This window comes from Rhizobium sp. AG855, from assembly GCF_003610655.1.
GTDB classification, from domain to species: Bacteria; Pseudomonadota; Alphaproteobacteria; order Rhizobiales; family Rhizobiaceae; genus Allorhizobium; species Allorhizobium wuzhouense.
Genome location: NZ_RAQG01000003.1, coordinates 227,743 through 248,053 on the forward strand (window position 1 = coordinate 227,743; position 20,311 = coordinate 248,053).

Genomic DNA, 20,311 nt, shown 5'->3' on the forward strand with positions numbered 1-20,311 from the left:
CTCCGGAAAGCTGTCTTTGGGACTTAGCGAGAAATGGTGCTGGGCACGGCGATGGCGTCGACCTTGTCGCCGGTGCCGGTAACGACGACGGTGACGCCGGCGAGCCGCTTGAACTCGACCTTGTCGAGCTTGGCGATCTCCTTGTCGCCTTCGCGCACGACGAGATCGACATTCAGCGGTGCCCGAAGGGCGACCGACTTGGAGGCGCCGCTGTCCACGTCGGACACCGCTTCGGCGCCGGCCTGTGGCACGAAGAGATCGATGCCGGCCTTTTCGGTCAGATTGTAGAGGCTGAGCGTCGCCTTGGACGGGTTCTTGGTCATGTCGTCCTCGATGGTGACGACACCGTCGTCGGTGAGGATGGCAGAGTAGAACTTGCCGGCGGCGGCCTTGACGCTGCCCTGGCCACCGCTCGCGGTCACGGCGATGTCGCCTGGGGCGACGGCAACATAGGGCGAGACGCCATCGGCCAGCTGGCTGAAGGAGCTGGAGCTGACCGTTGCACTGGAAGCGCCGGGTGCGATGACGCGGACAAAAGCCGAGTTGGGGTCGAGCGGTTTCGCGTAGAGGCCGCCGTCATCGGCATGCGCCTGGGCCCCGAAAGCGAGAGTCGCTGCAACAGAGACGAGGGCAAGGATCGGGGTGTTGTGTGTCTTCATGACTGTTCTCCTGTTTTGGTCTTGCAGACCGATAGGGCGGTCGTTTCGCCGACCGGGGCGTCGAAGGAGACGGAAACCTTGCCGAAGGCATCAGCCGGGATTCCGCCGAGCGAGAGGAAGTAGCGACCGGTTGCGCGCAAGCGGTCGCCGCGTTCCATGGAGCGCGTCCGGACGGTGCCGTCCGCGCCGGTGAAGGTGAAAGTGACATTGCGGCTGACATCGCTGCCGATATCGGCAAGCAGCACGTCGTCTCGGCCGAGCTTCAGCGACGACAGGTCCCCTGCCACGCTCTTCTCGTCGACCGGCTTGATGTCGACGGAGGTTCCGCAGTCACCAAGCGAGGCTGCGACGATCTCGGACCAGGGAGCGCCCCCGTATTGTCCCAGGTTGTTGTAGATCGGGTTCTCCCAGATCATGAAGCGCGGGCGCTGCTCCTGGAACTCCCGCGAGGTGATGTAGGAGAGGATCGAGCCGAACTGGTTGCCGCCCGAGATCGAATAGTTGTCGACGGGAATGCCGCTCCAATGTTCGAGATAGCCGGCAAAGTTGCTGATCGGCTTGTCCGAGTAACTGGTGCCGATAAGGGCAATGGTCGCCTCTTCACCGCCGCCGAAAATGTCCATGGAGCCTGCATCGGCCGCCGCTTCCTCGCGAACGGCTTGATAGGCATGGGCCGTCACGGTCGGCACATGGGTGACGCAGTGCTTCTGCAACAGTTCGCGCATGCTCGAATATTCCGGCTCTGGCTTGACCTCCTGCATGGCAAAACCGACCGGCTTCACGTCTTCATAGGCAGGCAGGGTCTTGATCTTCTCGGCGATCGCCTTGGCTGCGATCCCCGCGCCATGGGCGGTCCAGTGAAAGTCGGCCTGGAAGAAGGCGTATTCGCCGAACTGGTTGCGGTTGTTGCCGCGCATCGGCGTCGCGATGTCGACCGCCGCCACACCCTTTGCCTCGAGACGGCGCACGACGTCGTCATAGATCTCGGCGGCGATGTTGGCGTCGAAGCCATAAAGCGAGGCGCGCGCCGGAACCAGCTCAGGCAGGACCTGGGACTTGGTCGGAAGCGGCACGTAGATCAGCGTCGTGCCGTTCTTTTCCAGCGCCTTGGCCATCGCCGCCAGGTTGTCGACGGTCTGGTCGGTGAAGGCGTGCTGCAGGCGCAGGTCGGCGAGGATACGGAAGAACATGCCGTCCTTGCCCTCGATCATCTGCAGTTCGGACACATCCTCGAGACCGCTGCAGCCGAAGGAGGACTGCGCCTGCGCCGGGTCGTCCTTGTCCGAGGCCAGGGCGTCGATCGCCATGCCGAAGCTCAGCACGGAAAAGGCCGTGCCGAAGAGATAGGCGTGTTTGCGTGTTCTGGTCATTGTTGAACCTCCGCGTTCGTGCCGGTGGCCGGCTCCGTCAATTGCGCCAAGAGATTGCCTGCTGCGGCCTTCATGCCGACGCTGCCCTTGTCGCGGGCAATGCCGAGATAGCGTGCGGCCTGCTCGGTCTGTTCGGCCGTTCGACCCGGTTGGGAGAGCAGCATCACCGCCATCCGGAAGGCCATGTCGCCGTTTTTCTTGCCGGCGCCGGATGCGAGCAGCGCTTCCAGTTCCGCGCGCTTTTCGCCGAAGGGCCGACCCTGGCTGTAGAGCTTGATCAGCCCCTCGGCCGCGACCTCATTGCCTTTCTTCGCCTGGGCGCGGAGAGCGGCCTCCGCGCTTGCCAGATGTGACGGGGACAATGCCAGCCGGTCGTCGGCGAGAATGGTCAGCATATGGCGCACGGCATAGCCGCGACCGTCATAGGCGGCGAGCGCGTAGTAGTGCAGCGCGTCCGTGGCGAGCGTCGGATCGGCCTGCTTCTGGATGCGTTCGGCCAGCTTGAAGGCGCCCACCCCGTCGCCGGCGTCGGCAAGGGCCTGAAGCTGCTTGTAGGTGACGCGCTTGCCGGCGAGCAGGTTCTTGCGCGTCGCCTGCAAAGCAAGCGGCAGATGCGAGGCAGGACCCATGGTCTTCTTCTTCACCGGCTTCGCGGGCTCGACTTTCTTTGTCGAGAAGAAAGGTGTCACCGCCTCTGCAGGTGCTGCTGCCACGAGGAGGCCGCCGAACAGGGTCATGAGCAGGGTGCTGCAGGGGCGCAGTTTCCGGGCGTGATCAGACATTGCTGTCTCCCACGCCGCCATGATGGCCGCCGGTTCCAGCCTGGCTCTTGCGCTCCCAGAGCGTCGGCGTGCCGAGGTAGCGGATCGGGAATTCCCAGACGACGACACTCGGCTGCGTATCCTCAAGCGCAGTCCCCGCCAGGAGATCCATCATCGGAACGCCAGGCCCCAGGCCTTCCTTCGCCACGTTGACGACATCCGTCACCAGCGACTGGCGCAGGAAGTCGACGAAGGACCAGTTTTCATTGGCGCTGTAGCTGGTGCCGACCAGCATGACCGGAACCTTGGTCTCGGTGCCGAAGAGATCGGTCCCTTCCGCTTCGACATTGACCGCGGTGCGGTAGATCGGGATGTTTTCCTGCTTCAGGCCGGCACGCGGGGCATAGTCCGGCGAGGTGATGTAGGTTGTCAGGTCGCCCCAGATGTCGACCGGCGTCTGCCAGCTGGCCGTCACGGTTTCGGAGGGCAGCGAAATGCCCGACTGCTGGAGTGTCGATTGCACCGCTTCTGCGGTGACCTTGGCGCCCGTCGGCGTCCAATGGGTGTCGGACTTCAGGAACAGCTCGCCGAACGGCTTGGCAGCGAGCATGGCTGCACGCGTGTCGACGACGGTCATCCCCTTTGCCTTCAGGGCGGTGGAAAAGTCCGAATAGGCGACCGACATGGCATCCGAGCGCATCACCTCCGGCAGGTGTTCGGCATAGATGTCCGACTTTGCCGGCAGGGGAACCATGACCAGCTTGATGCCGGCCTCCGCGAGCAGCGCCCGCACCTCATCGATCCTGGCAACGGCGCTCTCGATGTCGGTGGGCTTGACGCGCTTGAATTCTTCGCCGGTGAAGAACCAGCCTTCATCGCCAATAATCACACCCTTGCGGCCGGAGCCGAGAAGGGCGTAGCGGGCGTTGCCGATCACGCCGACGGCGGGATCGCGGTGGGGCAGTTCGCTCTTGTAGAGCGCATCGAGATCGCGGGTCGCCTCGCCGTCGATGACATAGGAGAGCGAGAGATCGTTGATCTTTCCTCCCTTGGCATCCGCCGGCGGGGTAAAGAGCATGGTCGAGTTGGCATAGATCGCGTAACCGAAGAAGACGGTCGGCAGCAGCAGGGTTGCGGTATGCTGGCGAAGGTTGGCCATGTTCAATCTCCCGTCAGAACTGGAAGTAGAGGAAAGGCGAGACCGACTGCTCGGACAGCCGGGCGACGGTGACCACGAGCAGCAGGCTCATGGCGATCGGGTAGGCGAGCGAGGGGCGGGCAACCGCGACACCGTTGCCGGTCACTTGGAAGCCGTGGGCTTCCGCCGAAATCTCGGCGTCGGTCAGCTTCTTGAAGTAGGGTTCGGCAAAGACCGCCATGATCGCGAGCACCAGGAAGACCAGGTTTTCGCGGGTGACATTGGCGAGGAATTCGATGCCGGGCATGACACCGTTCAGACCAAGCATGCCGCCATAGACCGTAAAAGCGCTTTCGACATTGGCGGCTCGGAACATGACCCAGCCGATCAGGACCAAGACCAGGGTGATGGGCAGGGAGATCATGCGCGGCGGTGCCTTCTTGGCCCAGCCGGTGTAACGCTCGATTGCCAGCCAGCCACCGTGCCAGGCACCCCAGATGACGTAAGTCCAGGCAGCGCCATGCCACAGGCCACCAAGCAGCATGACCAGGAAGAGGTTCACGTAAGTGCGGGCCGAGCCTTTGCGATTGCCGCCGAGCGGGATGTAGAGGTAGTCGCGCAGCCAGGTGGAGAGGCTGATGTGCCAGCGCTGCCAGAACTCGGTGATCGACAGGCTGAGATAGGGCGTGTTGAAATTCTGCTTGAAGCGGAAGCCCATCATCAGGGCGAGACCGATCGCCATGTCGGAATAGCCGGAGAAGTCGAAATAGAGCTGCAGCATGTAGGCAATGGCGCCGAGCCAGGATTCGACGGCGGTCGGATTGGCCATGGAAAAGGCCTGGTCGGCGATCGGGGCGACGGTGTCGGCGATCAGCACCTTCTTGGCGAGGCCAATGGTGAAGATGTAGAGGCCGGAGGTGAAGATCGGCAGGGAGTGCTCGCGCTTGATGAACTGGTCGGTCAGGTCACGGAAGCGCAGGACTGGGCCGGCGATCATGTGCGGGAAGAGGGCCATGAAGGCAGCGAAGTCGACGAAGCTGCGCGTTGCCGGCGTATCCTTGCGGTAGACGTCGACGATGTAGCCGATGGCGTGAAAGACGTAGAAGGACACGCCGATCGGCAGGATGAGCTGCCAGTGGTAGCCGAGTTCTTCCGGCGTCGTGCCGATAAGGGCCGCGAAACTGTCCATGAAGAAGTTCAGGTACTTGAAGATGCCGAGAACGATGAGGCAGCCGATGACGCCGATGATGAGCGTCGTCTTGGCGCGGGCCTGTCCTTCCCATCGGTCTATCAACAGGCCGCAGCCATAGGCCCAGGCGGTGACGGCGATGAAGAGCAGCAGGAAGTCGGCCCGCCACCAGCAATAGAAGATGTAGGAGCCGATGAGGATCGTCCAGGACCGCAGGCGTTCCGGCGTCAGGTAGTAGGCGAGCAGGAACAGCGGAAGGAACAGGAAGAGGAAAGTCTCGGAGGAAAAGACCATGAACTAGCTCCCAGTCTTGCAGTCGGGCCGGGCTTTCTGCCCGGTCGTCGAGATTGCGTTGGGGTGGATGGTGAAAGCTTTGCCGGCGCCGTCGGCTGCGGAGGAGGCGCTCAGAAGTTGGGGTACGTAGCTTGCAAACTCGCCGTCCAGCAGGATCGGCGACTGGCCGGCGAAGTCGTTGGCATCAAGGGCCACTTCGCTGGCGGAGCCACCGAACAAGCCGGATTTGTTGGCTGAGAATGCGTTGTCCTCGACCGTGATCAGCGTGTCCCGCTGCTGGTCGAGGATCGAGATGCCGGCGCCGGCATTGCCGATCAGGTCATTGCCGGAGAGGCTGAGCGCATCGCTCGACCGTATCTTGATGCCGACCTGGGCATTGGAAAGAATGACATTGCCGGACACGTCGATGCAGGTGCTGCGGACGACGGAGACGCCGCCGCGGCCGTTTCCGGAGAGGAGATTGGCGGCAATCGTGACATCACGTGTGTTGTTGGCGACGAAGACGCCGCTGCCTCGATTGTTGAGAATGATGTTGCCCGCGATCTCGACCGCAGACGTGCTGTTCTGCACGTCGATTGCCTGGGCGGTGCGGGTGCCGGTCACGACATTGCCGAGAATATGGCTGCGCGTCACACCACTCAGCGCAATTGCCGGGCCGGTCATGTCCTGGAAACGATTGCCGACGATCGAGATGTCGCGGGTGTTCTCGAGGCTGACCGCTTTCAGCCCGGCAAAGCTGCTGTCGGTGAAGCTGGTTCGCAGCTTGGCCGGATAGAGCGCGGCGCCCACGATCGACAGGCCGCTCGTCACGCTGCTCTCACCATAACCCAGGTTGGAGAAGCGGGCCTCCCGCGCCTGAACCGCGCCTGTCATTGCGGTCGCCAGGAAGGGTCTGAATTCCGGCATGTCGGCATTCTTTTCCGACGTCGAGCCAAGGCTTGCCCGGTCAATGGTGAAAAGACCCGAGTTCAGGATGAAGGCACCTTCGCCTGTGGATAGTTGCAGATGCTGCCCCTCGCTCAGGACGAGGCCTGCATCGGACCAGATGACAATCGGCCAATGGGCGACATAGGTGTCTCCCCGACGTTCGATGGCACCCGGATGCTGTGCTTCGGCGAGCGCGGCGAGCTCGGCGAGCCCAATCGCGCCGCCACGGATGAAGAGAGCGGGGGCCGCCCGGTCCGACATGGCTTTCTGCGTGTCCGTTTCGAAGCGGCCACCGGTCTGCAGTCGCAGTTGTGCGAGCATGAAGTCGACCGGGATTGTGTGCAGCGTCGGCTTGCCCGTGATCGCATCGAGGGATGGAGCCTGCCAGTCCCCCTTCGCCGCGATGTCTGCCAGCCGACCTGACATCAGCGAGGCCGCATCCGCCTTGCGGGCATCGGCTGGCGTCAGGCGCCGCCCGATTTCACCGACTGTGTCGGTCAGTCGCGCAAGATCTGCATGGCCGATGCGTTCGGCGCGCGCGCCGGTCGCCGTCGAAGCCAGCAGAAATGCGAGGAGAATGGGAAGACCCTTTCGCATCGGTCTTCCTCAGCTGTGCACGAGTTGCAGGGTGACAGGCGCGTCGATGGCTTCGACGGCGACGTCGCAGACCACTTCGACGAGCTGCATTTCGACTTCCGGGCCGCAATAGATCGCAGCGCTGTCGCCGGCTGCCACTTCGAAATTGTCGCCGACCCGGAGTGGTCGTGTCTGGGTCCCGGTCTTCAGAAGACCCGAACCGGTCGTGACGGTGACCATCCGGTGGACAGCCGGGTTCTCTGCCATCGGCAGCATGGTGCCGGGGCGCAAGGTCATCATGCGCAGCTCGTAGCCGGGGCCGCTCTGGACGCGGCGAACCTCGCCCCAGGCCATCTGGTTGCGCATGTGCTGGGCCAGTTCCCGGCGCTTGATGGTTTCGAGCTTCTTCACGATCTGCTTCACCTGCTGGGCCTGGTCGCGGGTGGTGATCAGGAGTGCGTCATCTGTGTCGACGACGACGACGTCATCCATGCCGACGACGGCCACCAGCTTGCTCGATGCCCGGACATAGGAGTTGCGCGTGTCGATGCTGATGACGTCGCCGCTCAGCACATTGCCGTCCTCGTCCTTCTCGGCGATGTGGTGCAAGGCGTTCCAGGCACCGACATCGCTCCAGGCGACCAGCAACGGTGCAATCACCGTGCGGGGCGAGTGTTCGAAGACGATGGATTCGGTCGGTAGATTGGCCGCCGGCATCAGCGCTTCCGCATTCAGGTAGATCGCATGGTCCGTTGGTCGCGCCAGCTCCAGCGATGCCTTCACGGCATCATAGGTGGTCGGGTCGAGCCGCTGGAATTCGCCAATCAGGACATCGGCGCGGAAGAGGCTGATGCCGGAGGCCCAGTAAGCGCCGCCTGCATCGATCAGGGCAGTGGCGACCTCGACCGGTGGCTTTTCGATGAAGCTCGATACCTTGCGGGCGCAGGTCAGCGTTTCCAGCTCACCGCCATCGACAATGTAGCCATAGCCGGTTTCCGGGTATTCCGGGGGGACACCGAAGAGCACGATATGGCCGTGTTCGGCGGCCTTGCGGGCGGCCAGCACATTCGCCGGCAGATCACCCTTGACGATGTGGTCGGACGGGATGACGCAGATCAGCGAGGCCGGATCGGTCTTGGCGAGTGTGAGCGCCGCTGCCAGCACGGCGGGGCCGGTGTTGCGGGAGATCGGTTCTGCGATGACACGGGCCGGGCATTTCAGGTCGTTCAGCTGTTGCAGAACGGTCGCGACATGGGCGCTGCTGACGGCCACGATCGGATCGGCGAAACCGGGGGCGCGGTGGCGCTCGACGGTTGCGTGGAAGAAGGTCGTTTCGGAATTGCCGTCGATGCGTTGGAACTGCTTGGGGTGTTCCGTGCGCGAGAGAGGCCATAACCGTGTGCCGATGCCGCCGCAGAGGATGAGAGGGTGAACGTCTAACATGGCTGCTCCTGAAAACTCTTTGGAGTGATTGCGCGGATAGTCTGCCTAGACGGGTCGATCAGCTCGTCGACTTGGCGTCGAACCATTGGGCGACCTTCTGCCTGGCGGCGAAAATGTGCCGGTTGATGATGCGGACAGAGACCGGTGCGCCGATCGCCGCTTCACCGAGATCCGCCTGGGGTGCGATGAGAGCGCGAACTTCCCCCTGGTTGCCAACGGGTTTCAGCGCCTGGGCATCGCGGGCGAGCGTGCCGAAGGCGACCTGACCGTCGGCCAGGCTGAGTTCGGCGATGTCGCCGGCGACGAGCTGCTTGGCCTGTTCTGCCGTAACGACCGCCTGGACGACCGGTGCCGTTGCCTTGTCGATGACCTCGACGATGGTGTCCCCGGCCATCACGGTCGAGCCTTCGCCCGCATTCATCGGCAGGACCTTGCAGTCGCAGGGCATGTTGATGCTCAGCGTCGTTCCGGAGATGGACTGCAGCGTGTAGAGCACTTCGCCCCGCTTGGCGCCGAGATTTAGATAGGAGATCTGGCCGCTGGCGACGGCCCTGAGGGCCTGGCCGCCGGTGGAGAGGACGGCCAGCTGCTGCACTTCCTTGGAGAAGACGCGCTCATAGACCAGTTTCACTGCAACGCCGGCCAGGGTCAGGCTGAGCGCCACAGTTGCCACGACCTTGACAGTGCGGCCGATGAAATTGCCGAGCGTCGCCTGGCTGCCCTGCTTCTTGCCGCCTGCAACAGCTGCCCGCTCGCGCAGGCTGATGATGCCGTCGACCGAGGTAATGTCGCCGGCGATGTGGCTGTTCAGCAGGTAACGCAGCGTCGGCAGATGTTCGCCTGTCGGTTCCAGGAAATCGAGGCGCAACTCCCCGGTCTCGGCATGCGTGCGGTTGATGCGAACATCGACCTGCAGGGAGATCGTGTAGCCGTCGAAGTCGAAGCGCAGGACGGCGATCCGTTCCTTGCCTTCCAGCTCGGGGCCAGCCAGCCCGGAGACGGTGGCAGACACGAGCGAGAGGCTCTGGCCGTTGTAGTGACGTCCATCGATGATGGCGGCGAACGGAATGTTGGTTTTCGGATGCTCCGTCCCGTTGTCCAGCAGGATCGGGAAACTGGTGGGCTGCTGCGCAAAGCCCTGGGGAGCGGCGTCTCGGGCGGCTTTCGTATCGATGTCCATGGTCTCGATCCTTCGGGGTTAGATGATGTTGCCGACATAGGCCACGCCGAGGATGAGCCATCCGAGGGCAAGGCAGTGCATGTAGGTGGAGCTGAGGGCGCGCCAGCGCTGTCCGACGGGAACGGGTTTGCGGCTGCCGGACGCGGCCTGGCGGGTCCATTTCTGGCGGTCGAGGCGGAAGAGGATGAAGCTTTTCACCACGGCTCCGCCGACCTGGCTGAAATAGAGGAGGAAGGGAAAGGTGACGGGGAAGCTGCGGCCGCGGAACGCCATGATGACGGTGCAGAAGCCGTAACGGGTGAACATGACCCAGGCGAAGTAGATCGGCAGGATCCACGGGCTGACAAAGGCGGCGGCAAGCAGGATGCTGGCGGGGCCGGCCAGCGTCGTCCAGATCGAGAGCGCCTGATCGAGCACCGACCACCAGGTGAAGTAGCCGATCTGCGAGGCGGGCAAAGCAAGCGCGCGACCATTGGTGCGCAGCATGTTGCCGAACCAGCGGGTCATCAGCACGATCGCCGAGCCGAAGAAGCTGGGATAGGGCTGGGTCTCGATCGACAGCGTGCAGAGATCCGGGAGATAGAGCATCTTGTAGCCGCGCTGCAGCAGCCAGAACCAGGTGGACTTGTCGTCGCCGGTCAGGAAGTTGACGCGACCGAGGCGCCAGTGGTCGATGAAGTCGTGACGAACGAGTTCGACGAAGCCAGGATCGGTTGCGAGGCTTGCCCGGAAGATCGACATGCGGCCGGTCAGCGTCAGCACGCGCTCGCTGAGCGACATCGACGACATCATCACGTGACGCTGGGAGAAGCGCAGGTCGAACCAGTCGCGGAACAGGCGGCCGCCTTGCGTATCGCTGAGTTCGTCGGTGGTGACGGCGCCGACCGCCGGATCGGTGAAAAAGGGCAGGCTGCGATCGACGACATCGATCGGCACGCAGCTGTCGCCGTCGACGAAGACGACAATGTCGTTGCGACCCGGGTTGAGCCTTGCGATCGAGCGCAGCGAGGTTGCGAGCGCATCGCGCTTGCCGGTGCCGGCGATCTTGTCGATCTTCAGGCCGACCATGGCCTGGCTTTCCGGATGGCGGGCGGCGACGGATTCCATCACGCGGCGGATCAGGCGGGCATCGGCCTCGTCGACGATCGAGGCGACGATCGTCGCGCCGCCGGCCGCGTTGTAGGCCGCTTCGAAGATCGAGCGGTAGACGCGGGTCGAGATATCAGGTGCGATCTTGTAGGTGGTCACGAGGAAATAGGCGTGATCCCTGAGGCCCCGCGCGACATAGGCCTCGGCGGCAAGACGCCGCCGCCGAGGATAGGCGAATTTCAGGTAATAGGCGGCCCGCGCCAGGTTGATCCCGGCCCAGGCATAACGCCAGGCCCCGATCAGACCGACGGTGATCAGGGTGCCCGAGACCGCTGACACGGTCGGGTGCGGCACGCTGAGCGCCAGGATCGTCATGGACAGGAGATAGATGACGTGGGCCAACATCTGGGCGCTCCTTACCAGCAAATGCCCTGGTAGGTGCCCGACGATCGGATGCCGGGGCTGATGCGCAACAAGTCGACCATCGGGATCGTGTCGCTCGACTTCTGCAGTGCCGGCATGGCCTCGGCATAGTGGTTGCCGACCAGGATGACGTCGGAGGTGTCGATGAGGTCATCGAGTTCACCGACAAGCCGGTTCTTCAGGTCGATCGAGGTATCATTGCCGCGCCCGGCGCCGCTCATGCCCTCGGTATAGGCCTGCTGGACGAAGGGGTCGTAGATCTTGAGATCATAGCCCTTGGCAATCAGGCGCGAGGCAAGGCTTGCGAGCGGGCTTTCGCGCAGATCATCGGTGCCGGTCTTGAAGCTGATGCCGACCATGCCGACGGTCTGGCCACCCATCTGCGAGACCATGGTCTCGGCGCGGTCGATCTGGGCCTCGTTCGCTTCGAGAACCGCATCGAGCAGGGCGCTCTCGACGTGGGCTTCCTTGGCGAGGTGGCGAAGCGCACGCACGTCCTTGGGCAGGCAGGAGCCGCCGAAGGCAAATCCGGGACGCATGAAGTAGGGCGAGATGTTGACCTTGAGATCCGAGCACAGGATCTTCATCACCTGCTGGCCGTCGACACCGCAGGCCTTGGCGATATTGCCGATCTCGTTGGCGAAGGTGACCTTGACCGCGCGCCAGGAGTTGCTGGTGTATTTGATCATTTCCGCCGTTGCGAGCGGCACCGAGTGGCAGACGCAGGGAAGGCCGGCATTGATCTCGTGCAGAATCGCGTCCGTCTTTTCATCGATCGCGCCGAAGACGATCAGGCCTGGATCGTAATAGTCCTCGATCGCGGTGCTCTCGCGGAGAAACTCCGGATAGTACCCGACGCCGAAATCCGTGCCGGCCATCATGCCGGTGGCCGCTTCGAGTGCCGGAATGCAGACCTTGTCCATCGTGCCGGGCACGATGGTCGAGCGGACGACGACGGAATGGAAGCCATCCTTGCGGGCGATGGCCGCGCCGATCGCTTCGCAGGCCTTCACGACATAGGTCAGGCCGACGGAGCCATCCGCCGCGCTCGGCGTGCCGACGCAGACGAAGGAGAGGTCAGTCGCGGCAATCGCCTCGTCTATGTCGAGCGTGGCGCGCAGCTTGCCGCTCGCGACCGTCATTTCGATCAGCGGCTCCAGGCCCTTCTCGACGATCGGTGTCTTGCCGCGATTGATCGTGTCGACCTTTGCCGGATCGATGTCGACCGCGACGACCTCATGGCCGTCCTTTGCCAGGCAGGCGGCCGCCACCACGCCGACATACCCGATTCCGAAAACGCTGATCCTAGCCATCTGCTGCCTCTTATCCTGGAGGCAGGCCCGCTCAGGGACCCGCCGTTGGTTAACATCTGTTAATGTCAGCCCTAGGATTGGCAGGTCTTCTGTCAGTATCAAAGTCAGGAAAAATGGAGATTTGTCAGGAATATCCCTGACAAAATGCCTACAAAATCCCAATGCACAAATATTAGATTTTCGCCCAAAAAATAAGCCGCAGCTTTTCAACTGCGGCCTACCAAAAATAATGATAATTTATATTAGTGTTGAAGCCATCCAACACTGATCGCATAACTCACTATATCAGATCTCGTTCTCAGGTCGAGTTTCTTGGTTGCTCTATATTTGTATGTCTCGACCGTCTTGGCGCTAAGCTGGATATCGGCGGCGATCTCTTTCATCGCCTTGCCGAGCGCTACGTGTCGCAACACGAATTCCTCCTTGAGCGAAAGTTTCCGCTGAATGGGGCTGAGCCCGATCGGGCGCTGATCGGAGAGGGCAAGCACGGTTTCGTCGATGACCACATCTCCGGCATGCACGCTCTTGATCGCCCTCAAGAGCCTCGGACTTGCCACCGACTTCGTCACCACCCCGCTGTAACCGCGGCTGACATAGCTTTCGCCGGGGCGCGTATCACGAACGTCACAATAGGCGATCAGTTTTGCCCTTTCCCGCAGTGTCTCCAGACCCATGTCGCATTCCTCCAGCGTGCGCTCGAGGTGCATGGGGTCGGCGACGATCACATCCGGATCAAGCCGCATCACTGCATCCTGCAACTTCTGGTCGCGGTTGCTCAGTGTCAGTGCTGATAGCTGACGTGTCGAGTTGACCAGGAAGTTCAACCCATCCACCAGCACCGGATTGTCGTCCAATACCAGAACCCTAATTTTGCCAGTGCTTTCCATTGCAGCTCCAATCTCTCGGCAATGCCACAAATCCCTCGAACCCATCGGAACCGTACGATCGATCCCGTCGTCCACTAGCTCTGCCCTCGATGTTCAGAGAGAACGGCAGGGGTGTCAAGATGTTGCACTGCCGCGAAAATTAAAGGCAATTTGTTGTTGTGCAGCATCATCACGCTGCGGCGGCTGTCACAATCGCCCCGAAAGGTGAAATCAGAACAGTATGTTGCTGACGAAATGCTCAATAATCCCGTGATTGCGGGTCTGTCGCGCTGCAATCTGGAGCATACTGAAACTGTTTCATTCGAAGCCATTTTGGCGTCGGAGGAAATGGATATTGAAGGACTTAGGGGTAAGATTTCGGCCTGTGGAGGGTCTCCGGCCAGCGCCAAATACGGCGAGACTATGGCGGCAGGGGCGTCGTGCCTGCGGTGAATCGTCATCCTGGGGTCCCTTTCGGTATCTTGGCAGGACACATTGACGTGAATCATGCGTCGTGGTGCCGGGACCCTAGTCACGGTATCGGGCGAAAATGCAGCAGCGACAATTTTGTCGCTTTTCGAACAGTCTCGCCCATCGAATTCTCACGCGGGGGCGTGAGCCCGCCGGGCGGAGCTGCAGGTCAAGGTTGTGTGGAGCGGAAGGTCAGGCGGCCGATTCAAGCCGGTTCAGGTTGCGCTCTGCCAGTGGTGCAGATCGCGCACTTGCGCCTGCTGCAACAAGGGCCAGAACGTCGTTCGTATAGTCCGAGGCATTGGCCACGGCCTTGTCGATATTGCGTCCCTGTGCCTCCGGGAGATCGCGAAGCGGGCGGCTCAGGTCGAACATCTCGCGGAAGGCCGCGCGTTCGGCAATCGGCGTATCGAGGACATGGATCTGCTGCTCACAGAGCAGGCGCTTGACCGCCTGCATCGAGCGCGTGGTGATCATCGGGTTGACGCGCGACAGCACCACAGAATGGGGAATGCTGAGGCCGGCCTTGCGGTCGAGGTAACGCAGGAGGTCGAGGACCTGTGCGCCGCCCTGGGCGTCCATGCTGCTGCCCTGGATCGGCACGAGAACGTGGTCCGAGAGGCCGACAGTCGCGGCCAGCAGCGGCGATTGAATGCCGGGCAGGTCGACGATGACAAAATCGAACTGGCTGCGCCGCTCGTGAATGGTCTTCTGGATCGTCGGCGCCGAAACATAGGTTTCGATGGTGAAATTCGGCAGGAGCCTTGCGCCCTGGTACCAGCGCGAGAACCAGCGCTGGGGATCGGCGTCTATGACGCAGACGCGGTATTTGCGATGAAGGAGTTCGGTGACAAGAAGAAGGGCTGCCGTGGTCTTGCCGGCGCCGCCCTTGGTGTTGGCAAACGTAATTACTGCCATCGCGAGATCCTGCTGCGTGAACATCGAGCTTCGAATCGCTCACCGAGGCACAGGCATCGTGCGGGTTCACATATAAACAAACGTGGTTAACAAGCCATTACGAGAATTAGGGGTGCTATTTCCGGGGGCGGCGAGCCATCGCGTCCTCCGGCGGCTGAGCGCTGCGGCGTCAGATTGCGCCAACCGTTGAGGTCAGGTGATCAAGTGGCGCCAAGGAACGGTGGTCCAATTCATGCTGCAGCGCACAACATATAATAGTACTTTTCATCTTTACAGGTTGCAAACTCTTGCCTATGCATAATGGCAGACACCGTGGAGGCGGTGTCTTTCTTAGGGAGGACATCATGAATATTGTACGCAAGCTCGCGCTTAGCGCGAGCGTGATTGCACTTAGCTGCACTGCTGCCATGGCGGCAGATCTGACAGTCGGTTTTTCTCAGATTGGTTCCGAGTCCGGCTGGCGCGCGGCTGAAACTTCCGTCACCAAGCTCGAAGCCGAAAAGCGTGGCATTACCCTAAAATTTGCAGATGCTCAGCAGAAGCAGGAAAACCAGATCAAGGCACTTCGCGGCTTTATCGCTCAGGGCGTCGACGCCATTCTCGTTGCGCCCGTTGTCGCAACCGGTTGGGAAGACGTGCTGACGGAAGCCAAGGAAGCCAAGATCCCGGTCATCCTGCTCGACCGTGGTGTGGACGCGCCGCAGGATCTTTACCTGACGTCTGTCGCTTCCGACCAGGTCAAGGAAGGTCGCGTTGCCGGTGAGTGGCTGGTCAAGACGGTCGGCGACAAGCCGTGCAAGGTGGTCGAACTGCAGGGCACCGTCGGTTCGACGCCTGCGATCAACCGCAAGAAGGGCTTCGAAGAAGCCATTGCCGGCAAGTCGAACATCACGATCGCTCGCAGCCAGACCGGTGACTTCACCCGCGCCAAGGGCAAGGAAGTCATGGAAGGCTTCCTGAAGGCCGAAAATGGCGGCAAGGACATCTGCGCGATGTATGCCCATAACGACGACATGGCTGTCGGCGGCATCCAGGCCATCAAGGACGCTGGTCTGAAGCCGGGCACCGACATCCTCGTCGTCTCGATCGACGCCGTTCCGGATATCTTCGCCGCCATGGTGGCCGGCGAAGCCAATGCCACCGTGGAACTGACCCCGAACATGGCAGGTCCGGCCTTCGACGCGCTTGATGCCTTCCTGAAGGACGGCAAGGAGCCCGAGAAGTTCATCATCACGGAATCCAAGCTGTATACCCCTGCCGACAATCCGCAGGGTGAATACGACAACCGCAAGGGCCTCGGTTACTAAGGTAACCCTCCCGGAGCGACCCCGTCATTTCCTGGTGACGGGGTCGTTGCCGCTTTCATCGGACCGCGTCCGGAGATAGCTTCGTGGGAGAGGGGGAAGAGGCACATGACCGACAATCCATCCATCGTGCTCGCCGCTGCGGGCATCATCAAGACGTTCGGCAATCACACGGCGCTGGACAAGGTCGACATCGCGTTCCATCGCGGCGAGATCCACGCTTTGCTCGGTGAAAACGGTGCCGGCAAGTCGACGCTGATCAAGATCCTCACGGGTGCCTATATTCCTGACGGCGGGACGATCACGGTCGATGGTGAGGCCGTGAATTTCACGACGCCGCAGCAGGCCCAGGCCCTCGGCATCGGTACCGTCTACCAGGAGGTGAACCTCCTGCCGAACATGACCGTCGTCGACAATCTCTTCATCGGTCGGCAGCCGGTGAGCCGCTTCGGTCTGGTCGACAAGCGCCAGATGGAGCGCAAGTCGCGTGAAATTCTTGCGACCTACGGCCTCGATATCGACGTCAAGGCCGAGCTTTCCACCTTCTCCGTCGCCGTGCAGCAGATCATCGCGATTGCGCGGGCGGTGGAGCTTTCCGGCAAGGTTCTCATTCTCGACGAGCCCACCGCCAGCCTCGACCGGTCCGAAGTGGAGAAGCTGTTCGGCATCATCCGACAGCTGCGCGACCGCGGTCTGGCCATCGTTTTCATCACCCATTTCCTCGACCAGGTGTTCGAACTCTCCGATCGCGTGACGGTCCTGCGCAACGGCCGGCTTGTCGGCACGGAAGCCATTGCCTCGCTCGACCGCACCAGCCTGGTCCGCATGATGCTGGGCAAGGATCTCGCCTTCCATCATCCCGACGTTATCGGTGAAGAAGCCGAGGTCGGCGAAACGCTGATGACGTTCGAGAATTTCGGATTGACCAATACGGTGCGTCCCTTCGACCTCAAGATCCATCGAGGCGAAGTCGTCGGTGTGGCCGGATTGCTGGGGTCCGGCCGCACCGAGATGGCGCGGCTTATGTTCGGCATCGATCAGGCCGACAGTGGCTCGATCAAGATCGACGGCGCGACGCGCCAGGTGCGCAATCCGCGCGATGCCGTCGAGCTCGGCTTCGGCTTCTGCCCGGAAGACCGCAAGATCGACGGCATCTTCGGCGATTTGTCCGTGCGCGAGAATATCGTCATTGCCATGCAGGCGCGGCTCGGCTGGTTCAAGGCGCTCAACCGCGACGAACAGCTGGAGATCGCCGGCAATTTCATCGAGGCGCTCGACATTCGCACGGCCTCTGCCGAGCTGCCGGTCAAGCTCCTCTCCGGCGGCAATCAGCAGAAGGTGATCCTCGCCCGCTGGCTCGCTACCGATCCGCGCTTCCTCATCCTCGACGAGCCGACGCGCGGCATCGATGTCGGCGCCCATGCCGAGATCGTGCGCATGATCAGCCGGTTGCGCGAGGATGGGCTGGCGCTCGTGGTCATCTCGTCCGAGCTCGACGAAATCGTCAGCTATTCCTCGCGTGTCGTCGTCATGCGCGACCGCAAGATGGTCGCCGAACTGCATGGCGCCGATATCACTCCCGGCGTCATCGTCCAGACCATTGCCGCCCAACCGGCGGAGGTCGAGGCATGAAAAGGCTCTCCATGTCCCGCATCATTTCCCCGCAGCTCCTGGCGCTTGCCGGCGTGCTGTTTTTCAACTGGGTCGTCTTTCCCGGCTTCTTCAACATCACCTGGCAGGATGGTCGTCTGTTCGGCAGCCTCATCGACGTCATCAATCGCGGTGCGCCTGTCGCAATCCTCGCGATCGGGATGACCGCGATCATTGCGACCAAGGGCGTGGACCTGTCGGTCGGTGCCGTGATGGCGGTTGCCGGTGCGGTTGCCGCGACCTGTGCGGTTGCCGGTCAGCCACTGATTGTGACGCTTCTCGCCGCTCTTGCCGTCGGCATCCTCTGTGGTCTCTGGAACGGCATCCTTGTCGCCTATCTCGGAATCCAGCCCTTCGTTGCGACGCTGGTGCTGATGGTGGCCGGGCGAGGCGTGGCGCAGTTGATCACCGAAGGGTCGATCGTGACCTTCTCCGACCCCGCGCTGATCTTCGTCGGCACTGGCTCGTTGTTCGGGCTGCCGATGCCCGCCGTCATTGCCATCGTGCTGATGATTGTCGCGCATCTCTTCATGCGCCGCACCGCGATCGGTCTTTTCATCGAGGCGATCGGGATCAACCTGTCGGCGGCGAACTATACCGGTTTGCGCAGCAAGGTCGTCATTCTCTGCATCTATGCCTTTGGCGGCTTCTGCGCCGCGACGGCCGGCATCATCGCCGCCGCCGACATCCGTGGCGCGGACGCCAACAATGCCGGCCTCTGGCTTGAGCTTGATGCGATCCTCGCGGTCGTGATCGGTGGCACCTCGTTGCTGGGAGGCCGCTTTTCGATCCCGATGTCGGTGCTTGGCGCCATCATCATCCAGGCCATGAACACGGGCGTTCTCGTGTCGGGTTTCCCGCCGGAATTCAACCTGATCGTCAAGGCCGGCATGATCATCATCATTCTGGTGCTGCAGTCCGCCCGGATCGCCCAGGTGCTCGGACGCAAGTTCGGCCCTCGCCAGCCGGCCGCCCCTGCGCCCCAGACTTCAAGCCAAACTTCGGGACAGGCACGATGAATCCGCGTTATCGCCCTCTCGCCGCGACCACCCTCATCTTCGTGATCGCCTATGCCGTGTGCATCTTCCAGTATCCCGGCATGTGGTCGACGCGCGTCTTCGGCAATTTCCTAACCGACAATGCCTTTCTCGGCATTGCTGCCGTCGGCGCCACCTTTGTCATCCTTTCCGGCGGGATCGATCTCTCCGTTGGTGCGGTGATCGGGTTGACCGGCGTTGTCACCGCCATCCTGATTTCCTGGGTCGGCATGCATCCGCTCGCGGTCTTCGCCATCGTGCTGGTTCTGGCGGCCGCCTTCGGTGCCTCGATGGGTGCGGCCATCCACTTCCTGCAGGTGCCGCCCTTCATCGTGACGCTGGCCGGCATGTTCCTTGCCCGTGGTTTCGCGTCGGTTCTCAGCCAGGATTCGATCCCGATCGATCACGAGTTCTACCGGACGATTTCCAGCCTGTACTACAAGCTGCCGGGTGGCGGGCGCCTCAGCGCCATCGGTCTGCTGATGCTTGGCACCTTCCTTGTCTGCGGTTTCATCGCCCACAAGACCCGCTTTGGCTCCTATGTCTATGCGATTGGCGGCAATGCCACCTCGGCTTCGCTGATGGGGGTGCCGACCGGCCGCGTGACTGTCGGCATCTATGCCCTGTCGTCCTTCCTTGGCGGTCTCTCGGGCATCGTCTATTCACTCTACACCTCTGCCGGTTACCCCTTGGCGGCGGTGGGCATCGAACTTGACTCGATTGCAGCCGTGGTGATAGGCGGAACGCTATTGACGGGCGGTTATGGTTTCATTTTCGGAACCCTGATCGGGGTCATGCTGCAGGGCCTTGTCCAGACTTACATCGTCTTTGACGGAACACTCTCCAGCTGGTGGACCAAAATCGCCATCGGGTTCTTGCTCTTCATGTTCATCCTGCTCCAGAAACTGGTCTTCAACGCACAGACCGGGCGGGCTCGGCTGAAGAAGGGCCCTGCATGAGTGAGCCGGGGAGCCTTCTTCGCTCCCTGTCCGGGCGGTCGACGGCACGTAACTTCCATTCGCACGTGATCAATGAAATCGGGGCCGGAGTCATCTCCGGCCGCTATCCGATCGGGACGACGCTCCCGAACGACGCCGAACTCATGGCCGATTTCGAGGTGTCGCGCACGGTGCTGCGGGAAGCTTTGAAAACGCTGGAGGCCAAAGGTCTCTTGGAGGCGCGGCCAAAGGTTGGCACTAAGGTCGCCAAGAAAAGCCGCTGGAACCTCTATGATCCGCAGGTTCTGGCCTGGCATCTGGATGCGCCGCCGGATGCGGAATTTCTCTCCGGCCTGCACGAAGTGCGCCGCTCGCTTGAGCCAATCGCGGCGGCCGAGGTGGCGCGGCGGCGCACGGCCGACCAGATCCGCCTGATGCTCTACTGGATCCGGCAGATGGAGACGTCGCTCACATCGCCGCAGAATTTTGCGCTGGCCGATTTCGAATTGCATCGCATCATCGCGGATGCGGCTCACAATCCCTTCATTCGCGCACTTTACGGCGTGATCGAGCTTGCCCACGCCTTCGCCTACCAGCGGCTTGTGGATGCGCCCGAGGAGGAGGTGCTGGTCGCCATCCTGGACAAACACAAGATGCTGGTCCAGCGCATCGAATATGGTGACGAGTCAGGAACGCGCGCTGCCATGCTGGAAACGATCGAGCACGACCGGCAGATTGCCTTGGGCACCTGATCCATGACAGGCG

The 20,311-nt window shown here is 62.1% G+C and carries 18 protein-coding genes; 6 read left to right on the forward strand and 12 right to left on the reverse strand.

The features are described 5' to 3' along the window. Positions 1–23: 23 nt before the first annotated feature. The 11 genes from DFO46_RS01075 to DFO46_RS01125 all read right to left on the reverse strand — a co-directional run bounded on the left by DFO46_RS01075 (position 24) and on the right by DFO46_RS01125 (position 13,249). Positions 24–659, reverse strand: a complete 636-nt coding sequence (locus DFO46_RS01075; RefSeq protein ID WP_120276036.1) for an alginate O-acetyltransferase AlgF — start codon at positions 657–659, stop codon at positions 24–26. Then, the gene (locus tag DFO46_RS01080; protein ID WP_120276037.1) at positions 656–2,029 is read right to left on the reverse strand and encodes an alginate biosynthesis protein; all 1,374 of its coding nucleotides are present in this window, start codon (positions 2,027–2,029) and stop codon (positions 656–658) included. Before DFO46_RS01080 ends, DFO46_RS01075 begins: the two co-directional genes overlap by 4 nt. After that, entirely contained in the window at positions 2,026–2,811 is a 786-nt protein-coding gene (locus DFO46_RS01085; protein WP_120276038.1) for a hypothetical protein, read from the reverse strand. Before DFO46_RS01085 ends, DFO46_RS01080 begins: the two co-directional genes overlap by 4 nt. Continuing rightward, on the reverse strand, positions 2,804–3,949 hold the full coding sequence (locus DFO46_RS01090) for an alginate O-acetyltransferase (RefSeq protein ID WP_120276039.1): 1,146 nt from the start codon (positions 3,947–3,949) through the stop codon (positions 2,804–2,806). The genes DFO46_RS01085 and DFO46_RS01090 overlap by 8 nt, the downstream gene beginning before the upstream one ends. Before the next feature lie 13 nt (positions 3,950–3,962). Next, entirely contained in the window at positions 3,963–5,411 is a 1,449-nt protein-coding gene (locus tag DFO46_RS01095) for an MBOAT family protein (protein WP_110792488.1), read from the reverse strand. A 3-nt stretch (positions 5,412–5,414) separates the two neighbouring features. Beyond that, entirely contained in the window at positions 5,415–6,935 is a 1,521-nt protein-coding gene (locus DFO46_RS01100) for a right-handed parallel beta-helix repeat-containing protein (RefSeq protein WP_120276040.1), read from the reverse strand. A gap of 9 nt (positions 6,936–6,944) precedes the next feature. Continuing rightward, entirely contained in the window at positions 6,945–8,357 is a 1,413-nt protein-coding gene (locus tag DFO46_RS01105) for a sugar phosphate nucleotidyltransferase (RefSeq protein WP_120276041.1), read from the reverse strand. Positions 8,358–8,415: 58 nt separating this feature from the next. Then, positions 8,416–9,537, reverse strand: a complete 1,122-nt coding sequence (locus DFO46_RS01110) for an HlyD family efflux transporter periplasmic adaptor subunit (protein WP_120276042.1) — start codon at positions 9,535–9,537, stop codon at positions 8,416–8,418. 18 nt (positions 9,538–9,555) lie between these two features. Next, positions 9,556–11,031 (reverse strand): glycosyltransferase, encoded by a 1,476-nt coding sequence (locus DFO46_RS01115; RefSeq protein ID WP_120276043.1) that lies wholly within the window; start codon positions 11,029–11,031, stop codon positions 9,556–9,558. 11 nt (positions 11,032–11,042) lie between these two features. Then, entirely contained in the window at positions 11,043–12,362 is a 1,320-nt protein-coding gene (locus DFO46_RS01120) for a nucleotide sugar dehydrogenase (RefSeq protein WP_110792493.1), read from the reverse strand. A 242-nt stretch (positions 12,363–12,604) separates the two neighbouring features. Next, positions 12,605–13,249 carry a response regulator transcription factor gene (locus DFO46_RS01125; RefSeq protein ID WP_110792494.1) on the reverse strand — a complete coding sequence of 215 codons (645 nt, stop codon included), beginning with the start codon at positions 13,247–13,249 and terminating at the stop codon, positions 12,605–12,607. Positions 13,250–13,405: 156 nt separating this feature from the next. Here DFO46_RS01125 and DFO46_RS23725 point away from each other — a divergent pair, with 156 nt between their 5' ends. Then, a complete protein-coding gene (locus DFO46_RS23725) occupies positions 13,406–13,681 on the forward strand; it encodes a hypothetical protein (protein WP_147412726.1) in 276 nt (91 codons plus the stop codon). Positions 13,682–13,891: 210 nt separating this feature from the next. Here the strand turns inward: DFO46_RS23725 and DFO46_RS01130 are convergent, their stop codons facing one another. After that, positions 13,892–14,617 (reverse strand): ParA family protein, encoded by a 726-nt coding sequence (locus tag DFO46_RS01130; RefSeq protein WP_120278093.1) that lies wholly within the window; start codon positions 14,615–14,617, stop codon positions 13,892–13,894. A 350-nt stretch (positions 14,618–14,967) separates the two neighbouring features. Here DFO46_RS01130 and ytfQ point away from each other — a divergent pair, with 350 nt between their 5' ends. The 5 genes from ytfQ (at position 14,968) to DFO46_RS01155 (ending at position 20,298) form a co-directional block, all read left to right on the forward strand. Then, complete coding sequence (gene ytfQ / locus DFO46_RS01135) at positions 14,968–15,924, forward strand: galactofuranose ABC transporter, galactofuranose-binding protein YtfQ (protein WP_110792616.1); 957 nt, start codon at positions 14,968–14,970, stop codon at positions 15,922–15,924. 105 nt (positions 15,925–16,029) lie between these two features. Continuing rightward, the gene (locus DFO46_RS01140) at positions 16,030–17,553 is read left to right on the forward strand and encodes a sugar ABC transporter ATP-binding protein (RefSeq protein WP_120276044.1); all 1,524 of its coding nucleotides are present in this window, start codon (positions 16,030–16,032) and stop codon (positions 17,551–17,553) included. Then, entirely contained in the window at positions 17,550–18,590 is a 1,041-nt protein-coding gene (locus DFO46_RS01145) for an ABC transporter permease (protein WP_120276045.1), read from the forward strand. Before DFO46_RS01140 ends, DFO46_RS01145 begins: the two co-directional genes overlap by 4 nt. Then, positions 18,587–19,567 carry a galactofuranose ABC transporter, permease protein YjfF gene (gene yjfF, locus DFO46_RS01150; RefSeq protein WP_120276046.1) on the forward strand — a complete coding sequence of 327 codons (981 nt, stop codon included), beginning with the start codon at positions 18,587–18,589 and terminating at the stop codon, positions 19,565–19,567. Before DFO46_RS01145 ends, yjfF begins: the two co-directional genes overlap by 4 nt. Beyond that, positions 19,564–20,298: a FadR/GntR family transcriptional regulator gene (locus tag DFO46_RS01155; RefSeq protein ID WP_120276047.1), complete on the forward strand. Its 735-nt coding sequence runs from the start codon at positions 19,564–19,566 to the stop codon at positions 20,296–20,298. The genes yjfF and DFO46_RS01155 overlap by 4 nt, the downstream gene beginning before the upstream one ends. Positions 20,299–20,311 lie beyond the last annotated feature (13 nt).